This window comes from Kluyvera sp. 142486 (genome assembly GCF_046569695.1).
In the GTDB taxonomy this organism is placed as follows: domain Bacteria; phylum Pseudomonadota; class Gammaproteobacteria; order Enterobacterales; family Enterobacteriaceae; genus Kluyvera.
Map to the genome: position 1 here is coordinate 1 of NZ_JBKHUI010000019.1, position 26,740 is coordinate 26,740.

General features: G+C 55.2%; 25 protein-coding genes. 6 read left to right on the forward strand and 19 right to left on the reverse strand.

From position 1 onward, the window contains the following. Nucleotides 1-253: 253 nt before the first annotated feature. From hemG to pepQ, 4 genes are read right to left on the reverse strand one after another with little or no spacing between them, the layout of a single operon-like run. On the reverse strand, nucleotides 254-787 hold the full coding sequence (gene hemG, locus ACLGE8_RS18665) for a menaquinone-dependent protoporphyrinogen IX dehydrogenase (RefSeq protein WP_411000397.1): 534 nt from the start codon (nucleotides 785-787) through the stop codon (nucleotides 254-256). 12 nt (nucleotides 788-799) lie between these two features. Further along, complete coding sequence (trkH, locus tag ACLGE8_RS18670; RefSeq protein WP_185669736.1) at nucleotides 800-2,251, reverse strand: Trk system potassium transporter TrkH; 1,452 nt, start codon at nucleotides 2,249-2,251, stop codon at nucleotides 800-802. 43 nt (nucleotides 2,252-2,294) lie between these two features. Further along, a complete protein-coding gene (locus ACLGE8_RS18675; RefSeq protein ID WP_411000399.1) occupies nucleotides 2,295-2,909 on the reverse strand; it encodes an IMPACT family protein in 615 nt (204 codons plus the stop codon). Beyond that, the gene (pepQ, locus tag ACLGE8_RS18680) at nucleotides 2,909-4,240 is read right to left on the reverse strand and encodes a Xaa-Pro dipeptidase (RefSeq protein WP_411000401.1); all 1,332 of its coding nucleotides are present in this window, start codon (nucleotides 4,238-4,240) and stop codon (nucleotides 2,909-2,911) included. The genes ACLGE8_RS18675 and pepQ overlap by 1 nt, the downstream gene beginning before the upstream one ends. Before the next feature lie 191 nt (nucleotides 4,241-4,431). Here pepQ and fadB point away from each other — a divergent pair, with 191 nt between their 5' ends. Continuing rightward, nucleotides 4,432-6,621 (forward strand): fatty acid oxidation complex subunit alpha FadB, encoded by a 2,190-nt coding sequence (gene fadB / locus ACLGE8_RS18685; RefSeq protein WP_411000403.1) that lies wholly within the window; start codon nucleotides 4,432-4,434, stop codon nucleotides 6,619-6,621. Between the two features lie 9 nt (nucleotides 6,622-6,630). Beyond that, a complete protein-coding gene (gene fadA, locus ACLGE8_RS18690) occupies nucleotides 6,631-7,794 on the forward strand; it encodes an acetyl-CoA C-acyltransferase FadA (protein ID WP_035894432.1) in 1,164 nt (387 codons plus the stop codon). Between the two features lie 176 nt (nucleotides 7,795-7,970). On the opposite strand, the gene fre is transcribed toward fadA, so the two are convergent. Then, nucleotides 7,971-8,672 carry an NAD(P)H-flavin reductase gene (gene fre, locus ACLGE8_RS18695; protein WP_411000405.1) on the reverse strand — a complete coding sequence of 234 codons (702 nt, stop codon included), beginning with the start codon at nucleotides 8,670-8,672 and terminating at the stop codon, nucleotides 7,971-7,973. A gap of 87 nt (nucleotides 8,673-8,759) precedes the next feature. Next, nucleotides 8,760-10,238 (reverse strand): 4-hydroxy-3-polyprenylbenzoate decarboxylase, encoded by a 1,479-nt coding sequence (ubiD, locus tag ACLGE8_RS18700; protein WP_411000407.1) that lies wholly within the window; start codon nucleotides 10,236-10,238, stop codon nucleotides 8,760-8,762. Nucleotides 10,239-10,400: 162 nt separating this feature from the next. Here ubiD and rfaH point away from each other — a divergent pair, with 162 nt between their 5' ends. Beyond that, complete coding sequence (gene rfaH / locus ACLGE8_RS18705) at nucleotides 10,401-10,889, forward strand: transcription/translation regulatory transformer protein RfaH (protein ID WP_411000409.1); 489 nt, start codon at nucleotides 10,401-10,403, stop codon at nucleotides 10,887-10,889. Between the two features lies 1 nt (nucleotide 10,890). Here rfaH and tatD read toward each other — a convergent pair whose 3' ends face one another. The 8 genes from tatD to rmuC all read right to left on the reverse strand — a co-directional run bounded on the left by tatD (nucleotide 10,891) and on the right by rmuC (nucleotide 17,861). After that, entirely contained in the window at nucleotides 10,891-11,685 is a 795-nt protein-coding gene (gene tatD, locus ACLGE8_RS18710; RefSeq protein WP_411000411.1) for a 3'-5' ssDNA/RNA exonuclease TatD, read from the reverse strand. Between the two features lie 30 nt (nucleotides 11,686-11,715). Then, on the reverse strand, nucleotides 11,716-12,480 hold the full coding sequence (tatC, locus tag ACLGE8_RS18715; RefSeq protein ID WP_185669745.1) for a Sec-independent protein translocase subunit TatC: 765 nt from the start codon (nucleotides 12,478-12,480) through the stop codon (nucleotides 11,716-11,718). Nucleotides 12,481-12,482: 2 nt separating this feature from the next. After that, nucleotides 12,483-13,004, reverse strand: coding sequence for a Sec-independent protein translocase protein TatB (gene tatB, locus ACLGE8_RS18720; protein ID WP_411000413.1), 522 nt, complete (start codon nucleotides 13,002-13,004; stop codon nucleotides 12,483-12,485). Nucleotides 13,005-13,007: 3 nt separating this feature from the next. Beyond that, nucleotides 13,008-13,262, reverse strand: coding sequence for a Sec-independent protein translocase subunit TatA (gene tatA, locus ACLGE8_RS18725; RefSeq protein WP_411000415.1), 255 nt, complete (start codon nucleotides 13,260-13,262; stop codon nucleotides 13,008-13,010). Between the two features lie 76 nt (nucleotides 13,263-13,338). Then, nucleotides 13,339-14,979, reverse strand: coding sequence for a ubiquinone biosynthesis regulatory protein kinase UbiB (ubiB, locus tag ACLGE8_RS18730; protein ID WP_411000417.1), 1,641 nt, complete (start codon nucleotides 14,977-14,979; stop codon nucleotides 13,339-13,341). After that, nucleotides 14,976-15,581 (reverse strand): SCP2 domain-containing protein, encoded by a 606-nt coding sequence (locus tag ACLGE8_RS18735; protein WP_333497230.1) that lies wholly within the window; start codon nucleotides 15,579-15,581, stop codon nucleotides 14,976-14,978. Before ACLGE8_RS18735 ends, ubiB begins: the two co-directional genes overlap by 4 nt. A gap of 14 nt (nucleotides 15,582-15,595) precedes the next feature. Beyond that, nucleotides 15,596-16,351, reverse strand: coding sequence for a bifunctional demethylmenaquinone methyltransferase/2-methoxy-6-polyprenyl-1,4-benzoquinol methylase UbiE (gene ubiE / locus ACLGE8_RS18740; RefSeq protein ID WP_185669749.1), 756 nt, complete (start codon nucleotides 16,349-16,351; stop codon nucleotides 15,596-15,598). A gap of 100 nt (nucleotides 16,352-16,451) precedes the next feature. Further along, nucleotides 16,452-17,861, reverse strand: a complete 1,410-nt coding sequence (gene rmuC / locus ACLGE8_RS18745) for a DNA recombination protein RmuC (RefSeq protein ID WP_411000420.1) — start codon at nucleotides 17,859-17,861, stop codon at nucleotides 16,452-16,454. A 398-nt stretch (nucleotides 17,862-18,259) separates the two neighbouring features. Between rmuC and ACLGE8_RS18750 the strand changes: the two genes are divergently transcribed. Further along, nucleotides 18,260-18,697 (forward strand): CZB domain-containing protein, encoded by a 438-nt coding sequence (locus ACLGE8_RS18750; RefSeq protein ID WP_411000422.1) that lies wholly within the window; start codon nucleotides 18,260-18,262, stop codon nucleotides 18,695-18,697. A 54-nt stretch (nucleotides 18,698-18,751) separates the two neighbouring features. On the opposite strand, the gene udp is transcribed toward ACLGE8_RS18750, so the two are convergent. Then, nucleotides 18,752-19,513 (reverse strand): uridine phosphorylase, encoded by a 762-nt coding sequence (gene udp, locus ACLGE8_RS18755; RefSeq protein WP_185669752.1) that lies wholly within the window; start codon nucleotides 19,511-19,513, stop codon nucleotides 18,752-18,754. Between the two features lie 237 nt (nucleotides 19,514-19,750). On the opposite strand from udp, the gene ACLGE8_RS18760 reads away from it, so the two are divergent. After that, a complete protein-coding gene (locus ACLGE8_RS18760; RefSeq protein WP_411000424.1) occupies nucleotides 19,751-20,563 on the forward strand; it encodes a dienelactone hydrolase family protein in 813 nt (270 codons plus the stop codon). A gap of 44 nt (nucleotides 20,564-20,607) precedes the next feature. Here the strand turns inward: ACLGE8_RS18760 and metE are convergent, their stop codons facing one another. Continuing rightward, nucleotides 20,608-22,869 carry a 5-methyltetrahydropteroyltriglutamate--homocysteine S-methyltransferase gene (gene metE / locus ACLGE8_RS18765; protein WP_411000480.1) on the reverse strand — a complete coding sequence of 754 codons (2,262 nt, stop codon included), beginning with the start codon at nucleotides 22,867-22,869 and terminating at the stop codon, nucleotides 20,608-20,610. A gap of 117 nt (nucleotides 22,870-22,986) precedes the next feature. On the opposite strand from metE, the gene metR reads away from it, so the two are divergent. After that, entirely contained in the window at nucleotides 22,987-23,940 is a 954-nt protein-coding gene (gene metR / locus ACLGE8_RS18770; RefSeq protein ID WP_411000426.1) for an HTH-type transcriptional regulator MetR, read from the forward strand. On the opposite strand, the gene ACLGE8_RS18775 is transcribed toward metR, so the two are convergent. The 3 genes from ACLGE8_RS18775 to pldB all read right to left on the reverse strand — a co-directional run bounded on the left by ACLGE8_RS18775 (nucleotide 23,828) and on the right by pldB (nucleotide 26,647). After that, nucleotides 23,828-24,727, reverse strand: coding sequence for a carboxylate/amino acid/amine transporter (locus ACLGE8_RS18775; protein ID WP_185669755.1), 900 nt, complete (start codon nucleotides 24,725-24,727; stop codon nucleotides 23,828-23,830). The two genes, metR and ACLGE8_RS18775, sit on opposite strands and share 113 nt — an antisense overlap. Before the next feature lie 85 nt (nucleotides 24,728-24,812). Further along, nucleotides 24,813-25,613, reverse strand: a complete 801-nt coding sequence (yigL, locus tag ACLGE8_RS18780) for a sugar/pyridoxal phosphate phosphatase YigL (protein ID WP_411000427.1) — start codon at nucleotides 25,611-25,613, stop codon at nucleotides 24,813-24,815. Between the two features lie 41 nt (nucleotides 25,614-25,654). Continuing rightward, on the reverse strand, nucleotides 25,655-26,647 hold the full coding sequence (pldB, locus tag ACLGE8_RS18785; protein ID WP_411000429.1) for a lysophospholipase L2: 993 nt from the start codon (nucleotides 26,645-26,647) through the stop codon (nucleotides 25,655-25,657). Nucleotides 26,648-26,740: the final 93 nt, after the last annotated feature.

Genomic DNA, 26,740 nt, shown 5'->3' on the forward strand with positions numbered 1-26,740 from the left:
AGAGCAGTGCAACACGGCTTTCGCTCACTGTTGCGAGGTGGCGTATATTACGCTTTCCTCTTTCAGAGTCAAGCGTTTAATTTCGCTTTTCTCTGTCGAAGTTCTCAGGAGAACCTCGCTGACCCGGCGGCTTGTTTGCCGTTGTTCCGTCTCAGTGGGGCCGCATTATAGGGAGTAATTGAGATCCCGCAAGCATAAATCTGAAAAAAATTTTCGTTCGCTCAATTTCCAGGCAACACGCCGAATTAGCACCCTATTTGCGTGAAAGTTGCGCGATTTCTTTGGCAAAACCGGCTACCTGTTCCCAGTCGGTATACACCACTTCTTTACTGGTATCCGTTTCACCGCCGGTCATCTTCATAATGAGGCGAATCATAACGCGGTCAAACCAGCGGTAGCGAGGGTATCTCAGCGCACCCGCGAACACGCCACAGGCATCTGGCTGCCACGGAGATCGCAGCAGGAACTTGCGCGTATAGCTGTTGGTCTGCGGAGAACGCTTCTCCGGTTTACGCGCCACCAGGTTCACGGCAAAAAACGCGCTCGGTATCGCCTGCAGTGCCGCAGTGTGTTTTTTAACAAAACGGTCGAGCGCAGGATGGAAATGGCCGTAGCGAATCGAAGCGCCAATCACTACCCGGTCATACTGCTGCCAATCGACACTTTCCGTACGGTTCAGATTCACCATCGCGGTATCAATACCCTGCTCACTCAGCTGTGAGCAGAGATAGGCTGCGATTTCACGCGTCTGCCCATCACGGGTAGAAAAGAGCATTAATGTTTTCAACGCTGACTCCTGTTATTCGCGCCAGAATGTTGGGGTAAACAGCACCAGCAGCGTAAAGACTTCAAGACGACCAAACAGCATGTTCGCAATCAGGATCCACTTCGCCACCGGGTTCATGCTGGCAAAGTTATCCGCCACCACGCCCAGCCCTGGGCCGAGGTTATTCAACGTCGCCACGACGGACGCGAACGCGGAAAAGTCATCTACGCCGGTAGCGATGATTGCCAACATGCTAATAATAAAGACCAGCGCATAGGCGGAGAAGAACCCCCATACCGCTTCGAGAATACGTTCAGGCAGCGCGCGATTACCCAGCTTAATGCTGTAGACCGCATTCGGGTGGACAAGGCGCTTCAGCTCACGGTTCCCCTGCTTGAACAGCAGCAGAATACGAATGACCTTCAAGCCACCGCCCGTTGAACCCGCACAGCCGCCGATGAAGGCCGAACATAAAAGAAGAACCGGCAGGAACAGCGGCCAGCGCGCAATGCTGTCGGTGGTGAAGCCCGCGGTCGTCGCCATCGAGACTACCTGGAAGAACGCCTGGTTTAGCGTCGTCACCGCCGAGCTATAGATGTCATGGAACCACAGCACAAGGGTACAGATAACCACCAACGTCAGCTGCACGCCGATAAACATGCGGAATTCTGGGTCACGCCAGTACACCTTCAGGCTTCGCCCGCTTAATAAAGAGAAGTGCAGGCCGTAGTTACAGCCGGAGATAAGCAGGAAGATGGCAATAATGGTGTTGATGGTTGGACTATTAAAGAAACCGACGCTGGCATCGTGGGTGGAGAAGCCGCCGATAGCGATGGTCGCAAAGCTATGACCAATCGCATCGAACGCGGGCATCCCGGCAAACCACAGCGCCAGCGCGCAGGCTACCGTCAGCAGCACATAGATAAGCCACAGCGTTTTCGCCGTTTCGGCAATTCGCGGGCGCATCTTATTGTCTTTCAGCGGCCCGGGCATTTCCGCTCTATATAGCTGCATCCCACCTACGCCAAGGATAGGCAGGATAGCTACCGCCAGCACAATGATCCCCATACCGCCGAACCACTGCAGCATCTGTCGATAGAAGAGGATAGCGTGAGGCAATGAGTCCAGCCCCACCAGCGTAGTCGCCCCGGTGGTCGTTAAACCGGAGAACGATTCAAAGAACGCATCGGTAACCGTCAGGTTCGGCTGTTCAGAGAAGATAAACGGCAGCGCACCCACGCTACCCAGCACCGTCCAGAACAGGACGACAATCAGGAAGCCTTCACGGGATTTTAGTTCGCCCTTCTCCCGACGGTTCGGCCACCACAGCAGCGAACCAATCACCAGCGCGACAAAAAAGGTTTGAGTAAATGCGCGCCCGGCGCCATCGCGGTAAATCAGAGCCACCAATCCCGGCAGGATCATTGTCCCCGAGAATAAGATGACCAGAAGTCCAACAATTCGAGTAATGGCACGAAAATGCATTTCCGGCGCGTCCTTTGATAATCAAAAAAAGTCAGGAGGGGGATTATTCGTCAATCGCTAACAATTGCAATGAACCACGACTAAAATCCGCCAGTCTTGCGGAAAAATCATGCACTTTTGCCTGCGGAAGCGCGATACGGAGCTGAACCGACGCCTGATAATCGCTGGCAACAATCTGCCCGGCATACTGTCCAACCAGCGACTCGATACCCGCAAGCTGCCCGTATTCACATAACAGAGTATATTCGGTTAACGGCGTTTTGATCTGCGTTGTCAGCAGATTGAGCGCCTGCTGCACGCCACCGCCGTAGGCTTTTACCAGCCCACCGGTGCCTAACAAGATACCGCCGTAGTAGCGAACCACTACGGCGGTAATTTCACCGACGCCGCTGCCCATCAGCTGAGCCAGCATCGGTTTACCGGCCGTACCCGCCGGTTCACCATCATCGGAGAAACCAAGCTGCTGTGAGTCGTCGGGCCTACCCGCGACCCATGCCACGCAGTGATGGCGGGCATCCGGGTGATCGGAGCGAACCGACTCAACGAACGCCTTCGCCGCATCCACCCCGTTGGTATGCGCCAACAGGGTGATAAAACGGCTCTTCTTTATCTCTTCAACGAAGGTGACCGGCTCAGCCGGTATTCGCCAGCTTTCCATTACGCCAGTTTCAGGTCACGCGTCATGTTTTCGATATTGTTCTCGTGGATAACCACGTTATCTTCAATACGAATGCCACCAAACGGCTTCAGCGCTTCAATTTTCTGCCAGTTGAAGTGCTTGCTGAACTGACCTTCACGCCACGGCGCGAGCAGAGACTCAATAAAGTAGATGCCCGGTTCGATGGTCAGCACCATGCCAGGTTGCAGCACGCGGGTGCAGCGCAGGTACGGATATTTAGACGGTGCCGCCAGATGTGTGCCGGTGTCATCCTGCATAAAGCCAGCAACGTCATGCACCTGCAGACCCAGCGGGTGGCCAATGCCGTGCGGCATAAACGGCCCGGTCAGGTCATTGTCGACCATCGCCTCTTCGCTCATGTCGGTAACGATCTGGTGCTTACGCAGCAGTTTGGCAATACGCTGATGGAACTGAATGTGGTAATCCACGTAGCTTACGCCCGCCTTCATGGTGGCAATCAGCGCCAGCTGTTCAGTGTTCACATCTTTGATGAGATGCGCAAAGTCGTTGTCGCCGTTTGCCGCCCAGGTACGGGTAAGGTCGGCGGCATAACCGTTGTATTCTGCGCCAGCATCCAGCAGGAAGCTGCGGATTTCCGCCGGTGCGCGGTGATCCAGCTTGGTATAGTGCAGCACGGAGGCATGCTCGTTCAGCGCCACGATATTGCCGTAAGGCACATCGGTATCGCGATGACCAGTGGCTGTCAGGTAAGCGAGGTTGATATCAAACTCGCTCATACCGGAACGGAAAGCTTCCTCCGCCGCTCGATGGCCGTTCACCGCCATCTTCTGCGCTTCGCGCATGCAGGCCAGCTCGTAATCGGTTTTGTAGGCGCGATAGTAGTGCAGGTAGTCAATCACCCCTTTCGGGTTGATGTTGTTCGCGGCAATACCTAAGCCCAGCGCACGCTCCGGAACCGGACCAATATAGCCGATGTTGCCGCGTGCAGCGGGCAGCTGGCTGCCAATGCCGTCAGCTTTTGGCAGCGCAATGACTTCAACGTCTTCCGTCCAGAACGAGGTCGGCAGCGGCTCAACGTTGTGCCAGTAGTCCACCGGGAGATAGAACCACAGCTTAGGTTTATTAACGCCGTCTACCAATAGCCAGCAGTTTGGCACCTGAGTAACCGGCACCCAGGCTTTGAACTGCGGGTTGACCTTGAATGGGTACGCGTGGTCATCCAGAAAAACATTCATCAGCTCGCCAGAGTGGATAAGCAGCGCATCGAGCTTGAAACGGTCGAGTGCGTTACGTGCTCGCTCCTGTAAGGTATCGATATGATTTTTATAGAGTGCGGCCAGAGATTCCATGATTTACCCTTCTGATTTTTTTACCCTTTAGTCACCGCATAGTAGCACACCTCTCCCACCCTGCGTGATTTCCGCCGGACGTGATCCGACCAGCAAATATTTAAAGTCTTATTTGCATTTATTTAACACAAAATACACACTCCTGATTATCTGGTATGACCAGATCACTTTGCTGGATTCAGGAGACTGACATGCTCTACAAAGGCGACACCCTGTACCTCAACTGGCTGGAAGATGGCATTGCCGAACTGGTGTTCGATGCCCCTGGCTCAGTTAACAAGTTAGATACCGCAACCGTAGCCAGCCTCGGCCAGGCGCTCGACGTCCTCGAAAAACAAAAAGAGCTGAAGGGGCTGCTGCTGCGCTCTGAAAAGGCGGCCTTTATTGTCGGCGCGGATATCACCGAATTCCTCTCGCTGTTCCTGGTGCCAGAAGAACAGTTCAGCCAGTGGCTGCACTTCGCCAACAGCGTCTTCAACCGTCTGGAAGATTTGCCGGTCCCAACCATTTCTGCCGTCAACGGCTATGCGCTGGGCGGCGGCTGCGAATGCGTGCTGGCCACCGACTACCGTCTGGCGACGCCGGATCTGCGCATCGGCCTGCCGGAAACCAAGCTGGGCATCATGCCGGGCTTCGGCGGCTCCGTTCGTATGCCGCGTCTGCTGGGAGCCGATAGTGCACTGGAAATCATCGCCGCCGGTAAAGATGTCGGCGCCGAGCAGGCGCTGAAGATTGGCCTGATTGACGGTGTCGTTAAGCAAGAGAAACTGTTCGACGGCGCGCTGGCGGTATTGCGTCAGGCGATTAACGGCGACCTCGACTGGAAAGCCAAGCGTCAGCCTAAGCTTGAACCGCTGAAACTTAGCAAGATTGAAGCCACCATGAGCTTCTCTATCGCTAAAGCAATGGTGATGCAGACGGCGGGTAAACACTACCCGGCGCCGATCACGGCAGTGAAAACGATTGAAGCCGCAGCCCGCTTTGGCCGCGAAGAAGCGCTCAATCTGGAAAACAAAAGCTTTGTTCCGTTGGCCCACTCAAACGAGGCCCGTGCGCTGGTCGGTATTTTCCTCAACGACCAATACGTAAAAGGTCAGGCTAAGAAACTGACCAAACATATCGAACCGCCAAAACATGCCGCCGTACTCGGTGCGGGCATCATGGGTGGCGGGATCGCTTACCAGTCCGCCTGGAAAGGCGTGCCGGTTATCATGAAGGATATTAATGAAAAATCGCTGACCCTCGGCATGACCGAAGCCAGCAAGCTGCTCAACAAGCAGCTTGAGCGCGGCAAAATCAACGGTCTGAAGCTAGCAAGCGTGATCTCAACCATTCAACCGACGCTGGAGTATGCCGGTTTTGACCGCGTTGATGTGGTCGTCGAAGCCGTCGTGGAAAACCCGAAGGTGAAGAAAGCCGTGCTGGCGGAAACCGAGCAAAAGGTGCGCCCGGATACCGTGCTGGCTTCTAACACCTCGACCATTCCCATCGGTGAACTGGCCGACGCGCTGGAGCGCCCGGAAAACTTCTGCGGCATGCACTTCTTCAACCCAGTGCACCGTATGCCGCTGGTCGAAATCATCCGCGGTAAGAAAACCTCAGAAAGCACCATTGCAAAAGTGGTCGCCTGGGCAAGCCAGATGGGCAAAACGCCTATCGTGGTCAACGACTGCCCTGGCTTCTTCGTCAACCGCGTACTGTTCCCGTACTTTGCAGGCTTCAGCCAGTTACTGCGCGACGGTGCGGACTTCCGCAAGGTTGATAAAGTGATGGAGAAACAGTTCGGTTGGCCAATGGGCCCAGCCTATCTGCTCGACGTGGTCGGTATTGATACCGCGCACCACGCACAGGCGGTCATGGCAGCCGGTTTCCCGCAGCGTATGCAGAAAGATTATCGCGACGCTATCGACGCGCTGTTCGAAGCAAGCCGCTACGGTCAGAAAAACGGTCTGGGCTTTTGGCGTTATAAAGAAGACAGCAAAGGCAAACCGAAGAAAGAAGAAGACGCCGCGGTGGATAGCCTGCTGGCAGACGTTAGTCAGCCGAAGCGCGATTTCAGCGACGAGGAGATCATTGCCCGTATGATGATTCCGATGGTCAATGAAGTGGTGCGCTGCCTGGAAGAAGGCATCATCGCCAGCCCAGCAGAAGCCGATATGGCGCTGGTCTACGGCCTGGGCTTCCCTCCGTTCCACGGCGGCGCGTTCCGCTGGCTGGATACGCTCGGCAGCGCGAAGTACCTCGATATGGCGCAGCAGTATCAGCACCTCGGCCCGCTGTATGAAGTCCCGGCCGGCCTGCGCGACAAAGCGCGCCATAACGACGCGTATTATCCACCGGTTGAGCCAGCCCGCCCGGCTGGTGAGCTGAAAACGGCTTAAGGAGTCACGATGGAACAGGTTGTTATTGTTGATGCAATTCGTACCCCGATGGGCCGTTCCAAAGGCGGTGCGTTCCGTAACGTGCGCGCCGAGGATCTCTCCGCGCACCTGATGCGTAGCCTGCTGGCGCGTAACCCTGCGCTGGAAGCGGCGGCCATTGACGACATCTACTGGGGCTGTGTTCAGCAGACGCTGGAGCAGGGCTTTAACATTGCCCGTAACGCGTCGCTGCTGGCGGAAATTCCCCATTCGGTCCCGGCAGTTACCGTCAACCGTCTGTGTGGTTCTTCTATGCAGGCACTACACGATGCGGCCCGTATGATCATGACCGGCGATGCGCAGGTCTGTCTGGTGGGTGGCGTAGAGCACATGGGCCACGTGCCGATGAGCCACGGCGTCGATTTCCACCCAGGCATGAGCCGTAACGTGGCAAAAGCCGCGGGCATGATGGGCCTGACGGCGGAAATGCTCTCCCGTATGCACGGCATCAGCCGTGAAATGCAGGATGCGTTTGCCGCCCGCTCACACGCCCGCGCCTGGGCTGCGACACAATCAGGAGCCTTTAAGAATGAGATCATTCCAACCGGCGGCCATGACGCAGACGGCGTACTGAAGCAGTTTAACTATGACGAGGTGATTCGTCCGGAGACCACCGTTGAAGCGCTCTCAACGCTGAAACCGGCCTTCGACCCGGTCACGGGGACGGTGACCGCAGGCACCTCTTCCGCCCTCTCCGACGGCGCATCCGCCATGCTGGTGATGAGCGAAAGCCGCGCCCGCGAGCTGGGCTTAACGCCACGCGCGCGTATTCGCTCAATGGCGGTGGTCGGCTGCGACCCATCGATTATGGGTTACGGCCCAGTTCCAGCCTCGAAGCTGGCGCTGAAGAAAGCCGGTCTGACCGCGAACGATATCGATCTATTTGAGATGAACGAAGCATTTGCCGCACAGATCCTGCCATGCATTAAGGATCTGGGACTGATGGAGCAGATCGACCAGAAGATCAACCTTAACGGCGGCGCGATCGCGCTGGGTCACCCGCTGGGTTGCTCCGGTACGCGTATCAGCACCACTCTGCTAAACCTGATGGAGCGCAAGGATGTCCAGTTTGGTCTGGCAACGATGTGCATCGGGTTAGGTCAGGGCATCGCGACGGTTATCGAGCGCGTATAAAAAACGCGCCCCGAAAGTCGGGGGCGCGCAGTATATCGTTATTGTAGGCCGGGCAAGCGTCGCGCCCTCGGCAATCATGCCAGAAAGCAACGCACCGCGTTTTATCCAGCATGCAACCATAACAAAGTTTAGTTGCCGTTCTTCCCGCCTGTCAGGGGCGGGTTTTTTATTGCCTATCAGATAAAGGCAAACGCATCGCCGAACAGGCGGTCTTCACGCGCCTGACGTTCGTTGCAGAACAGATCACGGGCAATCTTCGCCATTTCAAAACGACCGGCGATATAAATATCGTGGTTCGTCAGCGTGCCGTAATCCTGCAGCACAGCCGTCAGCACGGTGCCGGAACGCCCGCGCCAGTCGTCTTCCGGCTGCTCAACTACCGGCACCACGCGCAGATTCGGGTGATTCACCGACAGTGCTTCCAGCTCAGAGAGATCGTACAGATGCTTCTCTTCACGGCCGCCCCAGTAAATCGCCACGTCGCGATTCGGGTTTTGCGTCAGCGCGGTCAGCAGGATAGAACGGACGTAAGAGAACCCGGTGCCGCCAGCAATCAGCACTAACGGACGATCGTCTTCTTCACGCAGCCAGGCTTCGCCGTGCGGGATATCGACAACCACTTCACGTTCTTTGAGGATACGGTCCATCACCGCCATGGCGTACAGATTCAGCTCTGACGCGCCAATATGCAGCTCAATAAACGCCTTTTCATCCGGCGTAGAGGCCATGGAGAACGGACGTTTGTCACGCTCATCCATCACCACCATCAGGTACTGCCCGGCACGAAATGAGAAGTCAGCTTCGGGTACTAAACGAACGCGATATACCGTATCGGTAATGGCGTCCACCGAGGTCACTTTACAGCTTAAGGTTGTCATGCGCTCCCTCTGTCGGGTCTTTTCCTCATCACACTTCACGCTGCGGATGCGTTGTCCGCGGCGTGGAGGACTCAAAGGATATCATTATCATTTATCGTCGGAGAAAATGGCCAGCTCGTCCCAGATTTCATCGATGCGCGCCGTAACGGCGGGATCTTTCTTAATAGGACGGCCCCATTCGCGCTGGGTTTCCCCAGGCCATTTATTGGTGGCATCCAGCCCCATTTTCGACCCCAGGCCAGAAACCGGCGAGGCGAAATCCAGATAATCAATCGGCGTGTTCTCGACCAGAACCGTATCCCGTGCGGGATCCATTCGGGTGGTAATCGCCCATATCACATCGTTCCAGTCACGTGCGTTGACGTCATCATCGCAGACAATCACGAATTTTGTGTACATAAACTGGCGTAAAAACGACCATACGCCCATCATTACGCGTTTTGCATGCCCCGCATACTGTTTTTTCATGGTGACGACGGCCAGGCGATAAGAGCACCCTTCCGGCGGCAGGTAGAAATCAACAATCTCCGGGAACTGTTTTTGCAGGATAGGCACGAAGACTTCGTTCAACGCCACGCCCAGCACTGCCGGCTCATCCGGCGGACGGCCGGTATAGGTGGAGTGATAGATAGCATCTTCACGCTGGGTTATATGCGTGACGGTAAAGACTGGGAAGCTATCCACTTCGTTGTAATAGCCGGTATGGTCGCCATACGGGCCTTCCGGCGCCATCTCGCCAATCTCGATATACCCTTCAAGCACGATTTCCGCGCTGGCGGGTACTTCCAGATCGTTGGAAATACACTTCACGACTTCCGTTTTGGTACCGCGCAGCAGGCCCGCGAAGGCATATTCAGAGAGCGTATCCGGCACCGGCGTCACCGCGCCCAGAATGGTCGCCGGATCGGCGCCAAGGGCAACGGATACCGGGAAGCGTTCCCCTGGATGTGCCGCGCACCACTCCTGGAAATCCAGCGCGCCGCCGCGATGCGACAGCCAGCGCATAATCAGTTTGTTTTTGCCAATCACCTGCTGGCGATAGATGCCCAGGTTCTGCCGCTCTTTATGCGGGCCTCGGGTCACCGTCAGACCCCAGGTGATCAGCGGTGCGGCATCTTCTGGCCAGCAGGTCATCACCGGAATGCGGGACAAATCAACGTCATCACCGGAGATAACTTTTTGCTGACAAGGGGCGCCACGCAGGCGTTTGGTCGGCATGTTCAGAACCTGCTTAAACTGCGGCAGCTTGTCGAACAGGTCGCGGAAGCCTTTCGGCGGTTCCGGTTCTTTCAAAAAGGCTAAGAGCTTACCCACTTCGCGCAATGCGCTGACATCTTCCTGCCCCATCCCCATCGCGACGCGCTTGGGCGTACCGAACAGGTTGCACAGCACCGGCATGTCATAACCTTTAGGATTTTCAAAAAGCAGCGCCGGGCCACCGGCACGCAGCGTGCGGTCGGCAATTTCGGTAATTTCCAGATGGGGATCAACCGGGAGGCTAATGCGCTTTAATTCGCCCTGCTGTTCAAGTAATGTCAGAAAGTCGCGTAGGTCATGGTATTTCATGGGGTAATTCTTGGCCTCCTGGTAAGCGCCTTAGTATACGGCGAATGGTCCTGTGATGCTGTATTTTTGTTAAATTAGCGTAAATTAAAGCAGCGACAATCAACGTCGCGCTTTAGCCCTACTTTTGTTATGCTTGCGCGCTAAACTTTGGGAAGAGTCATTATGCAAGCCTGGTATTTACTGTATTGCAAGCGTGGGCAGCTTCAGCGTGCTCAGGAACATCTGGAACGGCAGGCCGTCAATTGCCTGACGCCAATGATTACGCTTGAGAAAATGGTGCGCGGGAAGCGTACGTCGGTCAGTGAGCCACTGTTCCCGAACTACCTGTTCGTCGAGTTTGATCCCGAAGTTATTCACACGACGACCATCAACGCCACTCGCGGCGTCAGCCACTTTGTCCGTTTTGGTATGCAGCCAGCGACGGTTTCACCCGAGGTGATTCACCAACTGTCCATCTACCAGCCTGACGATATTACCGACCCAGAAACGCCGTACCCAGGCGATAGCGTCGTCATTACCGAAGGGGCGTTCGAAGGACTTCAGGCTATCTTTTCCGAACCGGACGGAGAAGCGCGCTCCATGCTGCTGCTAAACCTGCTGAACAAACAAATTAAGCAGAGCGTCAAAAACACCGACTTCCGCAAAGCCTAAGCTAAAAGTGGATATTAAACAGCCGTCTGGCGTTATTGTCTGTGACGGCTTCCAGCCATTGCGCCTCTTCACCCCGCCAACCGGCAACCCGTTCCAGAATATGCGTCACATATGCCGGTTCATTGCGTCGCGATGCAGGTTTAGGCGTCATATCGCGCGGCAGAAGATACGGGGCATCGGTCTCCAGCAGTAGCCTATCCGCCGGGATCATCGGCAACAGCTCTCGCAGTTCCAGGCCACGACGTTCATCGCATACCCAGCCGGTAATACCAATCGATAGCCCACGATCGAGACACGCCTGCGCCTCATCCCGCGTTCCGGTAAAGCAGTGCAGCACAGCACCCGGCAGATGGTCGAGCCACGGCTCTAGCAACATGAGAAAACGGTCATGCGCATCGCGGCAGTGCAGGAATACCGGCATTCCGAGTTCAGAGGCCATCGCTAGCTGTGCGGTAAACGCCGCTTCCTGTTCGGCTGGGGTAGAGAAGTTACGATTAAAATCGAGGCCACATTCGCCCACCGCCACCACTTCCGGCTTATTGACCAGCGTATAGATAGCCTCAGCCACTTCTGGCGACCAGCTACTCGCATCATGTGGATGCACACCGGCGGTAGACCAGCAGCAACCAAAGCGTTCAGCCAATTGTTGCGCCTCTTCGCTTTCATGAAGGTTGGTGCCGGTTAACAGCATACCGTGTACACCCGCGGCGCGAGCGCGTGCCACCACGTCATCACGGTCACGAGCAAACTGCGAGCTGGTCAGATTGACCCCAATGTCAAACATCATCACTCCCATATGACAACCGCCCTGACGGGCGGTTGGTGATTATTCTTCAGTTTGTTCTTCTTCCGCGTCTTCATCACGCGTGAGTCGCTTCCCGGCGTAGAAGCGAGAGAAGAAGACCCCCACCTCAAACAAACAGTACATCGGAATCGCCAGTAGCGTTTGCGAGAACACATCCGGCGGGGTCAGCAACATGCCGACAACGAATGCGCCAACCAGCACGTACGGGCGCTTTTTACGCAGGTCGTCCGGCGTGGTCACACCCACCCAGCACAGCAGCACAATCGCTACCGGCACCTCAAACGACACGCCGAACGCAATAAACAGCGACATGACAAAATCGAGGTAGCTCTTAATATCGGTCGAGACCAGCACCCCTTCCGGCGCGGTATGCGTCAGGAAGCCAAATGCCAGCGGGAACACCACAAAGTAGGCAAACGCCATACCGATATAGAACAGCAGCGTACTGGAGACCAGCAGCGGTACCACCAAGCGGCGCTCATGCTTGTACAGCGCAGGCGCAACAAACGCCCATACCTGGTAGAGAATGACCGGTGCGGAGAGGATCAGCGAGACCATAAAGGTCAGCTTAATTGGCGTAAAGAACGGGGATGCCACGTCAGTAGCAATCATCGTCGCGCCAGCCGGCATCTGCTTAATCAACGGTGCAGAGACCATCTGATAGATGTCATTGGCGAAGTAGACCAACGCCAGGAAAATCACAATGACCGCAATGATGCAGTTGAGCAGGCGCTTACGCAGCTCAATCAAATGAGCGATCAGCGGTTGAGTATCTTCTACGCTCATGTTTACGGTTTATCACTCGATGCGGGGGATGAATCAGGAACAGCGGCCGCAGGGATTTTTTCTTTCTCTGCGGGCTTTACTGCCTCAGCGTCAGGCGCGGGTGCCTCAGCGGACGGCACTTTAGGCTCGTCAACATGTGGCTCAGCCACTTCAGGCTGCACAGCGTCCTTCTCCTTCACCACCGGGTTATGGATGGTATTGGCCTCGTCACTCGCCTTTTCAGGATCATGCGCCGTATAAGAACGCTTCATCGACTCTGCCGCTTCACGCAGTTCGTCCATGGATGCCTTTAGTTCTGGCGTCAGGTTATCCAGACTCGCTTTCTCCACTTTTTTCAGGCTGTCCTGAAATTCCTGGAGTTTAAGCTCCTGCGTCAGCTCGTTTTGTACGGTTGTCGCCAGAGAACGCAGCGCGCGTATCCAGCCAACAACCGTCTTCACTGCTACCGGCAAGCGTTTTGGCCCCAATACGACGAGGCCAATAATAAACACCAGCAGCAGTTCACTGAAACCAATATCAAACACGAATTACACCTGCTCGTTGTCGTGGCGTTTCGCTTCGTCTTTCTTTGCACTTTCCTGCTTATCAGAGATTGATTTTGCAGTGAAATCTGCATCCTGGTCCGCTTTAGTTTTGGTCTCGTCTTCATCACTCATGGCTTTCTTGAAGCCTTTGATAGACGAACCTAAATCGGATCCCAGTGAGCTCAGCTTTTTAGTCCCGAAAAGCAGAACCACAATAACGACGATAATCAGCAACTGCCAAATACTAATACCACCCATACAAGTTCCTCTGATAGATGATGAAATAATCAGCGCGCATTATACGTTATGCAGCGCCCTCTTAGCGACGCATAATTCAGCGCGTCTTCCGCCACCCGATGAGCCATACCACCAAGCCTCCGGCCATAAGCCATGCGGGTGTCAGGCCCCATTCCGGGCGATTCACTAACAAAACGGTACCGCTCAGGAGTAAAACCGCACCTATACCAAAGAGATAACGCGATTGCCCCTGGCGGGTATGATGCGTCGTCAGATTCTGCGAGAGTTTCTCAAGGCTCGCCTGAACCTGCTTACTCTGACGCAGGCTGTCGTACACCAGTTCAGGCAACTCCGGCATCTTTTCAATCCAGAACGGCGCTTTGTCCTTCAATGCACGCACCAGCGCCGGAATACCGACCTGGTCTTTCAGCCATGACTCAAGGAAAGGCTTCGCCGTCTTCCATAAATCTAACTGAGGATAGAGCTGACGTCCTACCCCTTCTACGTAAAGTAATGTCTTTTGCAACAGCACCAGCTGCGGCTGGACTTCCATATTGAAGCGGCGGGCGGTGTTAAACAGGTTCAGCAACACGTGACCGAAGGAGATCTCCGCTAACGGTTTTTCAAAAATCGGCTCGCAGACGGTACGAATGGCAAACTCAAACTCTTCCACATTGGTGTCCGCCGGAACCCAGCCGGAATCAACGTGCAGCTCGGCGACTTTACGGTAGTCGCGGTTGAAGAAGGCGATAAAGTTTTCCGCCAGATAGCGCTTATCGTCCTTGTTGAGCGAGCCAACAATACCGCAGTCGATGCCGATGTACTGAGGGTCTTCCGGGTGCTCATAGCTGACGAAAATATTCCCCGGGTGCATGTCCGCATGGAAGAAGCTGTCACGGAACACCTGGGTAAAGAAGACCTGCACGCCGCGTTCAGCCAACAGCTTCATATTGGTGTTCTGTTTTTCCAGCGTCTCTACGTCAGAGACCGGAATACCGTAGATGCGCTCCATCACCAGCATATCGACGCGGCAGTAGTCGGAATAGACTTCCGGCACGTACAGCATCGGGCTATTTTCGAAGTTGCGGCGCAGCTGAATGGCGTTCGCCGCTTCACGCAGCAGGTTCAGCTCATCGATCAGCGTCTTTTCATAGTCACGCACCACTTCCAGCGGGCGCAGACGACGACCGTCCGGCAGCAGGCGAGGTACCCAGCGCGCCAGGCGATAGATAAGCTTCATGTCCGCTTTGATAATCGGCAAGATATCCGGGCGGATAACCTTAATGACCACCTCTTTGCCGTTCTCTTTCAGGCGAGCAGTGTGCACCTGGGCAATAGAGGCCGAAGCCAGGGGCTCGATGCTAAAATCATCAAACCAGCTTTCAACAGGAATATCGCCCATCGATTTTTCAATCTGCTGCTTCGCCAGCCTGCCGTCGAACGGCGCTACGCGATCCTGCAGCATAATGAGCTGATCGGCAATTTGCGGGGGGAAGAGGTCACGGCGAGTTGAAAGCATCTGGCCAAACTTGATCCATACCGGGCCAAGCTCCTGCAGCGCTAAGCGCAGACGTTCGCCTAGCGACTTTTCCTTGTGGCGATTTGGCATCCAGAACAGCATCCGACGCCCAATTCGCAGCGGCAGCGTGATACGCATTTTGGGAATGAGCTCATCAAGCCCGTAACTCAAAAAGGTGCGGATGATAAAATACAGGCGCCGTAATTCTCCTGGCGTCATTTCCCCTCCAGTTTTTCCAACCGTTTTGTCAGCGCGGCAACGTCACGCTCAACGGCCGTCGTTTCTTCCGCAAACCAGGCCACTTCCAGCGCGCCCGGCGCTAGCCGCCACTCTTCCGTCAGGGTTTCCGCCACATAGCGCTGCTGGCGCGCCAGCCCGTGCTGTATGAACTTCGCCCCGCCGCGCAGCGCTTTGCTAATACCCTCTGCCGCCACATCGCCAGTGTAGGGTGCCAGCAGTTCTGCGGGAGAAAACTCCGCCAGATCGGCCAGCGAAACCAGGTTTTGCACCACCTGAAGATCGCCCTGCACTTCCAGGTCGTTATTGCGGATAAGCGCCGTCAGTTGCTGACGGTTGCGTAGTTGAGGCAGCACGCTGACGCGGGTGATGACGGTGCAATCTGCCTCGTCGTCCCACGCGCCGACCACGTCAACCTGACGTTCGCTAAAGATAAGCACCAGCGGAGAAGAAAACTCTTTCAGCTCAATGCGTAATACTTTTCCGATAAGACGCTGGCGGGCAGGCTTCAATGCTTTCTCACGCCATAACAGCGCGTTAATCGCGGTTTCGATACTGCCGGTCACTAAGGGTTTTAAAGGCATATGGCCCCCGCTTATCAGAATTTATAGCCGCGATGCAGCGCGACAATCCCTGCCGTCAGGTTGAAGTACTCAACGTTTTCCAGCCCAGCGTTCTGCATCATCTCTTTCAGGGTGTCCTGATCGGGGTGCATACGAATAGATTCTGCCAGATAGCGGTAGCTTTCTGCGTCGTTTGCCACCATTTCGCCAATACGCGGCAGGATGTGGAACGAGTAGGCATCGTAAGCTTTACTCAGCGGGTCGATAACCGGCTTGGAGAACTCCAGCACCAGCAGACGTCCGCCCGGCTTCAGTACGCGATACATCGAACGCAGCGCTTTGTCTTTGTCGGTGACGTTACGCAGGCCAAAGGAGATGGTGATGCAGTCAAAGGTGTTATCCGGGAACGGCAGCGCTTCGGCGTTTGCCTGCACGTACTCCACGTTACCCACCACGCCGATGTTGCGCAGCTTTTCACGGCCCATTTTGAGCATCGAGTCGTTAATATCTGCCAGCACCACACGGCCGGTTTCACCAACCATACGCGAGAATTTTGCCGTCAGGTCACCGGTGCCGCCCGCCAGATCGAGGACCGTCTGTCCACGGCGCACGCCGCTGCAATCAATGGTAAAACGCTTCCAGAGACGATGGATACCGAATGACATCAGATCATTCATTACATCGTATTTTGCGGCGACAGAATGGAAGACATGCGCCACCATGTTTTCTTTCTGTGATTTGGCGATTGTTTGAAAGCCAAAGTGCGTCGTTTCTTGTGAATCCTCAACCATCTCTATGCCTGCTTATCAAGAAAATGTTCATGGAGTGTAACAGATTGGACGCAATTGCCCTACGATTCCACCCCGTTACCAAACCCGTGCAGCGAGCGTTTTAGCGACGTTCTGCGGCTAACGGATTGTCATCATTGGTGTCGGTGTCGTCACGCAGACGAAAATCATCGTCCTGCGCCGTCGCCTGTTCAACCAGTTCCGGATTAATCTCGCGTTTGACCTCCACCCCAAGGTGGCGAAACGCCTCGGCCTGCGTTAGCAGATTACCGCGCCCGGTGGTGAGCTTTTTCATCGCCTGACGGTAGTTATCCTGTGCTTTATCGAGGCTCTGGCCGATAGCCGACATGTCATCGACGAAGAGGCGCATTTTGTCATATAAGCGGCTTGCCCGTTCAGCAATATGCTGCGCATTGCGGCTCTGGTGTTCATAGCGCCATAGGTTGGCGATGGTCCGCAGCGCCACCAGCAGCGTGGTCGGGCTGACCAGCATAATGTTGTTTTTCAGCGCTTCGCTTATCAGCTCAGGCTGCCTGTCCAGCGCCAGCAGAAAGGCGGGTTCCACAGGGATAAACATCAGGACGTAGTCCAGCGATCGTAGCCCCGGTAACTGCTGATAATCCTTACGACCCAGCATGCGGATATGGTTACGCACCGCCGCAATATGTTCCTGCAGCGCGGCCTCGCGGGTGTAGTCATCTTCGGCGTTAAAGTAGCGCTCGTAGGCCACCAGCGTCATTTTGGCATCCACCACCACATCTTTGCGGTGCGGCAGGCGCACGATAACGTCCGGCTGCATGCGGGAGTTCACGTCTGTATTGATGCTGACCTGGGTTTCGTATTCATGCCCTTCTCGCAGGCCGGACGCCTCTAGCACGCGCGTGAGTACCACTTCCCCCCAGTTGCCCTGGGTTTTGTTGTCGCCTTTCAGCGCGCGGGTCAGGTTGACTGCCTCCTGCGCCATCTGGGCGTTGAGCTGCTGGAGGTTACGAATTTCGTGCGCCAGCGTGTGACGCTCGCGCGCCTCCTGCCCAAAGCTCTCCTGAACCTGACGGCGAAAACCATCAAGCTGCTCGCGAAGCGGCGTCAGCAGGCCGTGCAAGCTTTGGCGGTTTTGCTCCTCCACCCGGCGATTACTCTGTTCGAAGATGCGGTTGGCCAGATTTTCGAACTGCTCGCTCAGGCGCTGCTCGCTGTTGAGCATCAGGCGGTACTTTTCATCCCCGTGCTGACGGGTGGTCTCCAGCAGCGTGGTGACTTCACGCAGGTCAACCTCTAACGAAGAGTTGATTTCCCGTAGGTTACGCAGTTCGTTATTGAGCAGCTCACACTCTTCCCGCCAGTGAGCGTTCTGGGCAATTTGCTGTTTTGCCGCGCTCAGCTCACTGTACACGTCACGTTCTTCAGCCAGCTGTTCGGCGCGCTGCTGCGCCACGCGATAGCTCGCCGCCAGCCAGCCAATCGCCATTCCCGCCAGCGCGACCAGCGCATAAATCACCACGGCAATATCCACAATGCCCCCTGCATAAACCGGTTATCAGCACAAAATAGAATTGTGCTGTATAAACGTCCAGTTTTAAAGCAGTTTCCTGCGAGGCTCTACGCAAAAAAAGAGGGACTAGCCTGCGGAGTGATATTTATTTAATTAATAGCAACATTTATATTATTCCCGAGAATTATTTAAATACCAACAAAAATATATAATAAAAAATTATAACAAATATATATATCACAGAAATATATTTATAATATCGTTGCCTGGCGGCATAAATTACCATACCCTTAATAACCATATTATCTTAGGTGACCACAACAACACCTAATAATATATGAATAAATTTATTAATTATTAACATAAATAAATAACAAACCCAGATAATATAAATAATCAACATAATAATGGAGAATATAATGGAATTCAGCACATGGATAAGAAAAAGAATTGCTGGTGAAGATGTGAGTCTTGGTCTTCCTAAGGAACAGCAAAACCTGAACGGTTTAATCCTTGAAGAGGCAATCGCTTTCCACATTGCATGGCGTGAACGTTGGACCACCGCCCTGCGAGAGCACCGGGAAGATGAGTTTGATGCAGCGCAGGTCTCTAACGATACGTTGTGCCAGGTGGGTGAATGGATATATAACGAAGGAAAATCATTAGCTAAATATCCCGAATATGAGCGCTTTCGTGAACTCCATGCAAAATTTCATCAATGTGCCGGTACTATTGTGGTGTCACATCAGAAAGGTCATTTTATGGAGGCATTAGCGACCATTAAAAATGAACTTATGCCGCTGTCAGAAGAAGTAGGATTATCTCTGGGTGAGTTATTAGAAGCTTCAAAACGTTAAATATGTGAATGGTATAAAGGCCTCATAATAAGGCCTTTATACTTGAGTATTTATTTACAGCAGACGGCGTGCCGCTTCCACTACGATTTTCACCGCGTGGCTTTCAGTCTGCTTCATCGTCTCAGCGTTCGGGATTTCCTGCTGGGTACGGTTAACGATAACGCCTGCCACCATCCCCGCACGCAGACCCTGGCTTGAGCACATGGTCAGCAGCGTCGCAGATTCCATCTCGTAGTTCATCACGCCCATTGACTGCCACTCTTCCATAGAGCCTTTGTAGTTTCTCACTACGCGGCCAGAGAAGGTGTCATAGCGTTCCTGACCTGGATAGAAGGTGTCGGAAGAGGCAGTTACGCCGATGTGCGTGGTCGCGCCTACCGCTTTCGCCGCTTCAACCAGCGCAGTCGTACATGCGAAGTCAGCCACTGCCGGGTATTCCATCGGCGCAAAGTGCAGGCTCGCCCCATCCAGACGGACGGAAGCGGTGGTCACCAGAACGTCACCGACGTTGATATGCGGCTGAATGGCGCCGGTGGTACCGACGCGCAGGAAGGTGCGGATACCCAGCTGGGCCAGTTCTTCCACGGCGATAGAGGTGGATGGGCCACCAATACCGGTAGAGCAAACGATCACCGACTTGCCATCAAGTTCGGCACGCCAGGAGGTAAATTCACGGTGAGATGCCAGTTTTACCGGCTTTTCCATCAGCGCGGCGATCTTTTCCACACGTTCCGGGTCACCTGGGACGATAGCGAGTGTAGCCCCTTGAAGGTCGCTTTTGGTGAGGCCGAGATGAAAAACATCAGACTTGGACATAAAGAACTCCTCTGTGGTTCAGTTTTGTCAGAAGAAGCAAAAATGTACTTTATAGAAGACCACAACATCTTTTCGTGACCACCATCACTAAGAATTAAAAATATTACATTAAATTCCACGCAATTAGTGATTCACATCACATTAACAAGTTATTGTTACTCCCTGCTGACCAAAAATACGCCGCATTCAGGCAATGTGATTTGGCTATGAGTTCATTAAAAGGGTACGGAGAATGCCATGACAACCAACAGACAACCTGGATTTGCCCCTGCGGCTTCACCTCACGCCTCAACCACCGTTCATACGCCCGAAGAGGCCATATCAGCGGGAGAAACCTCTATTCCTTCACAAGGTGATACGCTGCCAGCGTACTACGCTCGCCCTAAGCATAGCGATGCGCCGCTTCCGGTAATCATCGTAGTGCAGGAGATTTTTGGTGTCCACGAACACATCCGCGATATTTGTCGCCGTCTGGCATTAGAGGGCTATCTGGCTGTCGCACCAGAACTCTACTTCCGTCAGGGCGACCCGAACGATTATGACGATGTCCCCACGCTGTTTAGCGGCCTGGTATCAAAAGTTCCCGACGCGCAGGTGCTGGCCGACCTCGATCACGTCGCCAACTGGGCGGCACGTAACGGCGGTGATGCCAGCCGTTTATTGATGACTGGCTTTTGCTGGGGCGGCCGTATTACCTGGCTGTACGCCGCGCATAACCCGCAGCTCAAAGCCGCCGTGGCCTGGTATGGCCGTTTGGTGGGCGACAAGACGCTGAAGATGCCGAAAAACCCGGTAGATGTGGCGGTCGATCTTAGCGCCCCGGTGCTGGGGCTGTACGGCGGTCAGGATACGGGAATTCCGCTGGAGTCGGTCGACACCATGCATCATGCGCTGCGAGCGGCCAATGCGAATGCCGAAATCGTGGTTTACCCTGAAGCTGGACATGCGTTCAACGCCGATTACCGCCCGAGCTATCATGAAGAGTCAGCGAAAGACGGCTGGCAGCGCATGCTGGCGTGGTTTGCGCAGTACGGCGGGAAAAAAGGCTAATTCCCTTATTAAAGAAAACGGAGGCATTAGCCTCCGTTTGGTTTTTAAGCCTGACGCAGGTTCTGCGCCGCTTTTACCATGTTCGCCAGCGCCGCGCGAGTTTCCGGCCAGCCGCGGGTTTTCAGACCACAGTCCGGGTTAACCCACAGTCGCTCTGCCGGAATGCGCTGCTCTGCTTTCTTCAACAGAGCTTCAATCCACTCCACGCTCGGTACGTTCGGCGAGTGAATGTCATAGACGCCCGGCCCGATTTCGTTCGGGTAATCGAACTCTTCAAACGACTCCAGCAGTTCCATATCGGAACGGGAGGTTTCGATGGTGATCACATCCGCATCCAGCGCTGCAATAGAGTCCATGATGTCGTTGAACTCGCAGTAACACATGTGGGTGTGGATTTGGGTATCATCACGCGCCACCGCGGCGTTAATGCGGAAGGCTTCCACGCCCCACTCCAGATAAGCCGCCCAGTCGCTGCGGCGCAGCGGCAGACCTTCACGCAGTGCCGGTTCATCAATCTGGATGATGCCGATACCGGCCGCTTCCAGATCCGCCACTTCATCACGCAGCGCCAGCGCAATCTGCTTAGCGATGGTTTCGCGGGTCACATCTTCACGCGGGAAAGACCAGCAAAGAATCGTGACCGGGCCAGTCAGCATCCCTTTCACCGGTTTGTCGGTCAGGGACTGGGCGTACTTCGCCCACTCCACGGTGATCGCTTCCGGGCGGCTCACGTCGCCAATGACGACCGGCGGCTTCACGCAGCGAGAACCGTAACTCTGTACCCAACCGTTCTGGGTGAAGACAAAGCCATCGAGATGCTCGCCAAAGTACTCAACCATATCGTTACGCTCGGCTTCGCCGTGCACCAGCACATCGAGCCCCAGGCGCTCCTGTTCAATAATCGCCTGCTTGATATGTTCGGCAATACCGGTGCGGTAGTTATTCGCATCCAGGTTACCTTTTTTGAAATCCAGACGCAGGCCGCGAATCTCGGTGGTTTGCGGGAACGAGCCGATAGTCGTCGTCGGCCAGGCCGGAAGATTGAAGCGCGCGCGCTGCGCTTCAGCGCGTACCGGGTAGGCGCTAGTACGCTGGCTGTCTTTGGCGGTAATCGCCGCCAGGCGCTGTTCCACTGCCGCATTGTGCACGCGGGTTGAATGACGGCGGGCCTGAATTGGCGCACTCCACTCGACCAGAGCCGCCGTATTGCCGGTGTTCAACGCATCGCGTAGTAGCGCCAGCTCACCGCATTTTTGCAGAGCAAAGGCGAACCAGCTCTTCACTTCCGTATCCAGGCGGGTTTCGACGCTCAGGTCGATAGGGCTGTGCAGCAGCGAGCAGGAAGAGGCGACCCAGAGGTCACGCTGACCAACCAGCGCTTTAATTTGCGAATATTTTTCGGTGAGATCAGCGCGCCAGACGTTGCGACCATTAATCAGGCCAGCGGAGAGCAGCCAGTCCGCCGGCAGACGCTGATGCAGTACTTCAACATCATCTTTACCATGCACCAGATCAACGTGCAGCCCCTGCACCGGCAGCGCGGCGATGATGTCCAGATTCGGCGTCACGCCCTCGAAATAGGTGGTGAGCAACAGCTTCACATGCCCCTGCAGCGCATCGTAGGCCGGTTTAAACGCATTCAGCCACGCCTGCGGCAGTTCGAGAACCAGCGCAGGCTCATCAATCTGTACCCACTCAATACCGCGTTTCGCCAGCTCGGCCAGCACCTGCTGATACACCGGCAGAATGTCGTTCAGCAGGGTCAGGCGGTCAAACTGCTCACCCTTCACTTTGCCCAACCACAGATAGGTGACCGGCCCCAGCAGGACAGGCTTAACGTTGTGGCCAAGCGCCAGCGCTTCGTCGACTTCATCCAGCAATTGGGTCCAGGTCAGCTTGAACTGCTGGCCTTTGGTGAACTCGGGCACCATGTAGTGATAGTTGGTGTTAAACCATTTGGTCATTTCTGCCGCCGCCGCAGGTTCACCGGTCGGTGCGCGGCCACGGCCAATACGGAATAGAGTGTCGATATCGACGGAACCATCTTTATTCTGATGGCGAGCCGGTACGTTGCCCAGCAGCAGGCTGGTGGTCAGCACGTGATCGTACCAGGCGAAGTCGCCCACCGGCAGCAGGTCGATACCTGCCTGCTTTTGCTGATCCCAATGACGGGCGCGCAGTTCACGGCCAACGGCCAGCAACTCTTCACGGGAAGCGTTACCCGCCCAATAGCTCTCTTGCGCTTTTTTCAGCTCGCGACGCAGGCCAACGCGAGGGAAACCGAGGGTGTGGTTTTGGATAGTCATCATATGCCTCTCATGGATTTTTTAGTATTTAGCCGTCCAGATGTTTACACATCCATAATCGACAGGTACTGTATATTCCTCAAGCGCAAATTACTCATGCCGAAGTGAAGGACTTTCATGATCGAAATTAAACATCTGAAAACGCTCCAGGCGTTGCGGAACAGTGGTTCTCTGGCGGCGGCCGCGGCGACGCTGCACCAGACCCAATCCGCCCTGTCTCACCAGTTCAGCGATCTGGAACAGCGCCTTGGCTTCCGGCTATTCGTACGTAAAAGCCAGCCGCTGCGCTTTACCCCGCAGGGGGAGATTTTGCTGCAGCTGGCAAACCAGGTGCTGCCGCAAATCACTCAGGCACTGCAGGCCTGTCATGAACCACAGCAGGCCACCCTGCGTATCGCCATCGAATGCCATAGCTGTATTCAGTGGCTGACGCCCGCGCTGGAGAATTTCCGCAAGCAATGGCCGCAGGTTGAGATGGACTTTAAGTCCGGCGTCACCTTCGACCCACAGCCTGCGCTGCAGCAGAGCGAGCTGGATCTGGTACTCACCTCGGACATCCTGCCGCGCAGCGGCCTGCACTATTCACCGATGTTTGATTTTGAAGTGCGCCTGGTACTGTCACCGGATCACCCGCTGGCGGCCAAAGCGCGCATCACGCCAGAAGATTTGGCGGCAGAAACGCTGTTGATTTACCCGGTACAGCGCCAGCGCCTTGATGTCTGGCGCCATTTCCTGCTGCCTGCTGGCGTGAGCCCACAGTTGAAAAGCGTCGATAACACGCTGCTGCTGGTGCAGATGGTTGCCGCGCGGATGGGCATTGCCGCCCTGCCGCACTGGGTAGTGGAGAGTTTTGAGCGCCAGGGTCTGATTGTGACCAAAACCCTGGGCGAAGGACTGTGGAGCCGGCTGTACGCCGCCGTGCGCGATGGCGAGCAGCGTCAGCCGGTGATGGATGCGTTTATTCGCTCAGCGCGGAATCACGCTTGCGATCATCTGCCGTTCGTGAAGAACGCGGAGCGACCCAATGGCGATGCACCCACAGTGAGGCCAGTATCACCGCAGCCCCTGTAAGGAAGCTCGGCCAGTGGGGCTGTTGATGCCAGATTGCCAGGTTCACCAGCAGCCCGGCGGGCACATGCATATTGTTCATAATCCCTAAGGTGCCCGCATCCACCTGCGTGGCGCCGTAGTTCCACATAAAGTAACCAATCCCTGAAGCCACGACGCCAAGAAATACCAGAATCCCCCACTGCGGCAGAGTCTGCGGCATTTTCTGCGCATTGCCGAGCAGCATCCAGGCCACCGTCGCCACCAGAAACGCGCCAAGGTAGAACCAGGCAAAGGCGTTATGCTGCGGCATTGGTCGGGTCTCCATCAGGCGTTTATAGCCCACCATACCGATGGCAAAGACGATGTTGGAGAGCTGCACCAGGATAAGCCCAGTCCAGAAATGGTTGGTGATATGGTCATAGCGAATAATCCCCGCGCCAATCACCGCCAGCAGCGCGCTAAACGCATAGCTCCAACGCAGGCGGCGCCCGCTCATCAGGTCGTAAATCAGCGTGATGTAGAGCGGCGTGAGGACGGTAAACAGCAGCAGCTCGGAGACGGTCAGGTAAAGATAGGCATGGAAGCTCAGCATATACATGATGCCAAGCTGCATTGCGCCCACCAGCATGTACAGGCCAACGGTTTTCAGACTGTGCCCGCGGGTGCGAAGAAACGGCAGGAAGACCAGCGCCGCCAGGCCCACGCGCACCAGCACCGCAAAGTAACTGTCGACGTGTCCGGCAAGGTACTCGCCGTAAAAGCTAAAGGAGAAAGCCCACAGGATGGTGGTAATAATCAGCAGCGCCACAATGAATGTCTCATAAGAAGATGAGCATTCATTGTAGCGGAGTTGATGGTTGACAACTGACCACTAAATAGCCAGTTATTGATAATTAACGCAGGTACATGTCGCGTAGGAAGTGCGGTACCGCGTCATCGGCGTTCGAGCCGATCACTTCAAGCTCCGGATGCAGATCTTTCAGACGCTGGTGCGCACCTGCCATGATGCAGCCTTTACCTGCCATCGACAGCATTTCAGCGTCATTCATCCCATCACCAAACGCGATGCAATCTTTAAGGGTATAGCCCATCGCTTTCGCCACCGCTTCCAGCGCATGACCTTTCGACACGCCGCCCGCCATCACTTCCAGGCAGGTGAGCGTGGAGAAGCTGACGTTGACGCGATCGCCCCAGCGCGCGTTAATCGCCTGTTCCAAAGGCAGCAGCGTTTCGTGGTCGTTGCAGGTGAAGAACACCTTGCTGACTCCCTCCGGCTCTAGCATACCCGGCTCATACAGGGTGTAGTTAAAGACGGCTTCCTTGAAGAAACGCATCTCTTCCGGGCGGTGGCGGTTCATAAACCATTCGTCTTCACGGTAAACGTTGGTGACGATATCCGGGTTGTCATTCACTACGCCGAAGAGATCGGCGGCGATATCGCGATCGAGGTTATGGGCGAAAACCTGTTTCCCATCGGCATCGTGCACACGCGCGCCGTTGGAGGTGATCATGTAGGATTTGATCCCCAGATTATCGCGAATCTGACCTACGTCGATGTAATGACGGCCGGTAGCAAAGACGAAGTTCAGGCCGCGCTCGGTGAGCAGCTTCAGCGTCTCTTTCGCGTACGGCGTTAAGTGGTGGTCGGGGGAGAGTAAGGTGCCATCTAAGTCAGACGCAACAACCTGGTACATATTCGAATTTAACCTCTAAACAGTGCGCCGCTGGCGCCGAATTAACAATGTCGATGGAAAAAATCGACGATGGCAGTGAGTGCGACTGAGCGCATAGCGTCCTTTTCAAAAAGGATCTCATGATAGGCGCCCTGTATGACAAGCGGCTTACCGCCATCACAAGGATGGCCCGCTTCGGCGCGGATTTCGCAATAACGATCGTGCATGCGATTATCAACGACGCGTTCTTCCTCTGCCTGAATCAGCAGAACAGGGAACGTCTCTTTTGCGGCACCGGCGAGGATTTGCTCCCCAGCCAGGATACCTTCTCTGACCCAGTGATACGTGGGGCCTCCCACGCGCAACCGGGGCTCATCGGCATAAAAACGGACGTTACGCCGATAGCGCTCGCGGCTATGGGTCAATACATTAATGCCAAACGGCAGCGCGTGCCATCGGCCCGTACCCATTGCATACCCTTCCCGAAGACGCTGATGGCCCTCAGCCCAGTCGAGAAGCGGTCTTACCACCCATTCCGGCAGGCGCATAATAATACCGAACATCGGCGCGCAAAGCGCGATGGCATCACAGCCTTGCGGATTACGCTGCAAAAACTGCGTGGCGATGGCCCCCCCCATCGAGTGAGCGAGAATAAATCGCTGCCGCCAGTGTCCCGGCAGTACCTGCTGTTGCCAGAAGGCCGTGAGATCGTCAACGTAGTCGCTAAATTTCGCTACGTGACCGCGATGGGTGTCAGACAACATGCGCCCGGAGCGCCCCTGACCGCGATGGTCGATAATCAGCACATCAAAGCCGCTATGGAACAGGTCGTACGCCAACTCGGCATACTTCACGTAGCTCTCAATTCGCCCAGGGCAGACCACGATCACGCTGTCGTGCGCGGGTGAACTGAACCGAACAAACCGTACTGGAATGCCGTCAACGCCAATAAACTCCGCTTCCTTCCGCCCTCGCCAGAAATCCATCAGCGGGCCGGTCGTAAAGGCAGCAAACGCGTTTTCTCTCGTATTCCAATCCTTTTGCTGTTGAAACATCGGGCTTCCACCCCTGCTAACCGCTGAAAATCATTTTTTTGTGACACCTGACACAACGTCAGGACAATAGCGTATTGTGGCACAAAAACAGAT